The organism is Dietzia sp. B44, assembly GCF_014145245.1.
Classification (GTDB): Bacteria; Actinomycetota; Actinomycetes; order Mycobacteriales; family Mycobacteriaceae; genus Dietzia; species Dietzia natronolimnaea.
The window spans coordinates 1-3,933 of sequence record NZ_JAALEF010000245.1 but is presented as its reverse complement, the minus strand read 5'-3'; the positions used below and the strand labels follow the sequence as shown (position 1 = coordinate 3,933).

Below are 3,933 nucleotides of genomic sequence, written 5' to 3'. Positions count from 1 at the left end.
CCCACGTCCACCGGGTGTCCTGACCGGGCTGGACGTCGGCGACCGCCTCGCGATCCGGCCAGAGTGCCGCCGCCCGGCGCAGGGCGGCGGCGGTGGTCTCGACGTCGCGGGGGGCGGCGGTGGAGCTGTCGTTCATCGCGGACTCCTCGGGTGCTGCGGGTGTGGCGCCCACCACGGTACCAAGCACCTGCTTGGTCGGCCCCGTGCTCAGTACCTGAGCGCGCCCCGGTCGAACGGGACCTGGACCCCCGAGATCGAGCGGGAACCGTCCCCGGCCAGGAACGACACCACGTCGGCGACCTCCTCGGGGGGCATGAAGTCCGCCAGGGTGCTGACGCCGTCCGCGAGGACGTTCTTGAGGGGCATCGGCGAGAAGCTGTGCAGGTACGACGGGAACCGGCCGAAGATCTCCGCCATGCCGTCGGGGTCGATCATCGGCGTGTCCACCGAGTACGGGTGGATCGAGTTGACCCGGATGCCGAACTCGCCCGCCTCGAGGGCGAGTGAGTTGGTCAGCGCGACCAGGCCGGCCTTGGAGGCCGAGTAGTGCCCGTTGCCCGGCGTGGCCTTGAGGCCCGCCGACGAGCTGACGATGATGATCGACCCGCCGTTGCCCGCGGAGATCATCGCCGGCACCGCCGCGCGGATCGTCCGCCACGTGCCGCTGAGGTTGACGCCGATGACCATGTCCCAGTCGTCCTCCGGCAGCTCCCACAGCCGGCCCCAGTTGAGGACGCCGGCGTTGGCGACGACGATGTCCAGCCGGCCGAAGGTGGCGATGGTGCGGGTGACCAGGTCCTGCAGCGCGCCCAGTTCCCGGATGTCGAGGACGGCCGAGAGGGATCTGCCCCCGGCCTCCTCGACCAGGCGAACGGTCTCGGCGAGATCGTCCGGTGTCGGCGCCGGGTAGGAGACGGACTCGGATACGGGGGCGCAGATGTCGGTGACCACGACGTCCGCGCCCTCCGAGGCGAGACGGACGGCGTGGGCCCGGCCCTGTGCCCGGGCGGCGCCGGTGACCAGTGCGACCTTGCCCTCCAGGGGCGTGACGGGTGTGCTCATGTCGACCATCACACCCGACGCGGTCCGTGGGGGCGGCCGGTTCCGGCAAACCAAGCAAGTGCTTGGTAGAGTGGCCCCATGACCCAGAGCACCAGGCCGGCGTCGGAGATGACCGACGACGAGTTCGCCGCGGAGTTCCGCGCGTGGCTGGACGACAACCTGACCGGAGACTTCGCCGAGATCAAGGGCACCGGCGGGCCCGGCAGCGAGCACCAGTTCTTCGCCCGACGCCTGGCCTGGGAGCGGCACATGGCCGAGGCCGGGTGGACCTGCGTGGGCTGGCCGGTCGAGTACGGCGGCCGCGGGGCATCCCTGAGCCAGCAGGTCCGCGTGCACGAGGAGTACGCCAAGGCCGACGCCCCGGCGCGGGTGTCGCACCTGGGCGAGACGCTGCTCGGGCCCACCCTCATCGCGCACGGTACGCAGGAGCAGAAGGACCGTTTCCTGCCGCGGATCCTCGACGTCACCGAACTGTGGGCGCAGGGGTACTCCGAGCCCGGCGCCGGATCCGATCTGGCGAACGTGTCCACCACCGCGCGCCTGGGCGAGGACGGCAGATGGCATCTGCACGGGCAGAAGGTGTGGACCTCCCTGGCGCACCTGAGCCAGTGGGTGTTCGTCGTGGCCCGGACCGAGGAGGGGACCAGCCGTCACAAGGGCCTGAGCTTCCTGCTGGTGCCGCTGGACCAGCCGGGCGTCGAGATCAGGCCGATCCAGCAGCTCACCGGGACCTCGGAGTTCAACGAGGTCTTCTTCGACGACGCCGTCACCGACGCCGGGATGATCGTGGGGGAGCGGGGCGAGGGCTGGAAGGTCGCCATGACCCTGCTGGAGTTCGAGCGGGGTGTGTCCACGCTCGGTCAGCAGGTGGGCTTCGCCCGCGAGCTCGACCAGATCGTGGCCATGGCCCGGTCCAACGGCAGCGCGGAGGTCCCCGCGGTGCGCGAACGGATCACGCGCGCCTGGGTCGGGCTCAAGGTGGTCCGCGCCCATGCGCTGCGTACCCTCGCCGAGCGCGACGCCTCCGGGGGTAACGCCTCCGCGGCCAAACTCCTGTGGGCCACCTGGCACCGCGATCTGGGCGAGCTGGCGATGACCGTGCAGGGGGCGGAGTCGCTCACCGGGCCCACGCACGACTCCGAGGGCGCGGCCAACGACCTGCACGACCCGGAGCATCTCGAGTTGGCGCGGTGGCAGCGGCTCTTCCTGTTCACCCGCTCCGACACCATCTACGGCGGATCCAACGAGATCCAGCGCAACATCATCTCCGAGCGCGTGCTCGGACTACCCCGAGAGGCCAGGCCGTCATGACCCAGCACAAGTCCCCCCTCGCCGCGTCCCCGCTGTCCACGGTGCCCGAGGAGACCCCGGGACACGGGCTGCTCGCGGGCAAGAAGGTCGTGGTGACGGCGGCCGCCGGCACGGGTATCGGGTTCTCGGCCGCACGTCGCGCCGCGCTCGAGGGTGCCGACGTGCTGGTGTCGGACTTCCACGAGCGCCGCATGAACGAGGCCCGCGACACGCTCGCCGCCGAGTTCCCCGAGCAGCGGTTCGAGGCAATCACCTGCAACGTGCAGTCGACCTCGGACGTCGACGCGCTGATCTCCGGCGCCGCCGAAAAGCTCGGCCGCATCGACGTGCTGGTCAACAACGCCGGCTTCGGAGGCGAGGGTGAGCTGGTCGACATGACCGACGAGGACTGGGACCGGGTCCTCGACATCACGCTCAACGGCACGTTCCGCGCGACCCGCGCGGCGCTGCGGTACTTCCGCGACGTGCCCCACAACGGGGTGATCGTCAACAACGCCTCGGTGCTGGGGTGGCGCGCGCAGCGGGCGCAGGCGCACTACGCGGCGGCCAAGGCCGGCGTCATGGCGCTCACCCGGTGTTCCGCGATCGAGGGCGCCGACTTCGGCGTGCGCATCAACGCGATCGCGCCCTCCATCGCCCGCCACGCGTTCCTGGAGAAGTCGGCCTCCGCCGAGCTCCTCGACGAGCTCGCCGCCAAGGAGGCGTTCGGGCGGGCCGCCGACGTCTGGGAGGTGGCCGCGACCATCGCCATGCTCGCCAGCGACTACACCACCTACCTCACCGGGGAGGTCGTCTCCATCTCGTCCCAGCGGGCCTGACCCGCGGTGGCTCCGGGCCCGGGGCCACCGCGGGTCAGGCGTTCCGGATCTTCTCGACCTGCTTGCCGAAGGCGTCCACAGCCGTGTCCCGTTCCACGTCGGAGACCGGCCCCACACCGTTGGCGACCGTGACGGAGACTCCGATCCCCCGCACGACCCCGGTGATCAGGACGTTCCCCGTGAGCATCTCCTGACCCATCATGTCCATGGTGTTGGTCTGCGAGATGGCGGCGAAGTGCTCCACGCCCTCGGGAGCCTGGAGTTCCAGCAGCGAGTTCTCGGCCCGGGTGGTCACCTCGGTCCCCTCGAGGGGGATCGTGACCGTCATGGTCGGGCAGTCGGCGATGAGCTGCTCACGAGCGGGAAGGCTGTCGGTCACCGTCGTCACGGACACCGCGTACGCGGAGTTCCCGCTCTGGCCCGCCTGGATCGCCATCGCGCCCGGTTCGGCCTGGGCGAGGAAGGCGTCCTGGCTGAAATCCGCGCAACGCTCGGGGTCGACACGGATCCCCGCGGCGATGTCCTCCAGCGCGCCGACCCCTCCCGCGATGTCCTCGGACGAGACGGGGGACAGGCCCAGTTCGGGGGCGTCGTCGGCGTTCAGCACCAACTGGTCGACGCCTGCGTCCGGCGCGCCCGGTGCGCTCGTCGGCTGGTCCCGGGGCGCCTCGGCCACCGCTGTGGTCGTGCCCGCGGGGGTGTCGTCGTCGCCGGTCTCGCCGATCGTGCAGGCGGTGAGGCT

The 3,933-nt window shown here is 71.1% G+C and carries 4 protein-coding genes; 2 read left to right on the top strand and 2 right to left on the bottom strand.

Features of this window, described 5'->3' with window-relative positions:
* Positions 1 to 207: 207 nt before the first annotated feature.
* On the bottom strand, positions 208 to 1,062 hold the full coding sequence (locus tag G6017_RS08905) for a mycofactocin-coupled SDR family oxidoreductase (RefSeq protein ID WP_146166370.1): 855 nt from the start codon (positions 1,060 to 1,062) through the stop codon (positions 208 to 210).
* Positions 1,063 to 1,140: 78 nt separating this feature from the next.
* Here G6017_RS08905 and G6017_RS08900 point away from each other — a divergent pair, with 78 nt between their 5' ends.
* Positions 1,141 to 2,373, top strand: a complete 1,233-nt coding sequence (locus tag G6017_RS08900; protein WP_182617007.1) for an acyl-CoA dehydrogenase family protein — start codon at positions 1,141 to 1,143, stop codon at positions 2,371 to 2,373.
* On the top strand, positions 2,370 to 3,191 hold the full coding sequence (locus G6017_RS08895; protein ID WP_182617006.1) for an SDR family oxidoreductase: 822 nt from the start codon (positions 2,370 to 2,372) through the stop codon (positions 3,189 to 3,191). Before G6017_RS08900 ends, G6017_RS08895 begins: the two co-directional genes overlap by 4 nt.
* Before the next feature lie 34 nt (positions 3,192 to 3,225).
* On the opposite strand, the gene G6017_RS08890 is transcribed toward G6017_RS08895, so the two are convergent.
* Positions 3,226 to 3,933 (bottom strand): hypothetical protein (locus tag G6017_RS08890; RefSeq protein WP_182617004.1); only part of this gene is annotated, 708 nt, incomplete at its 5' end.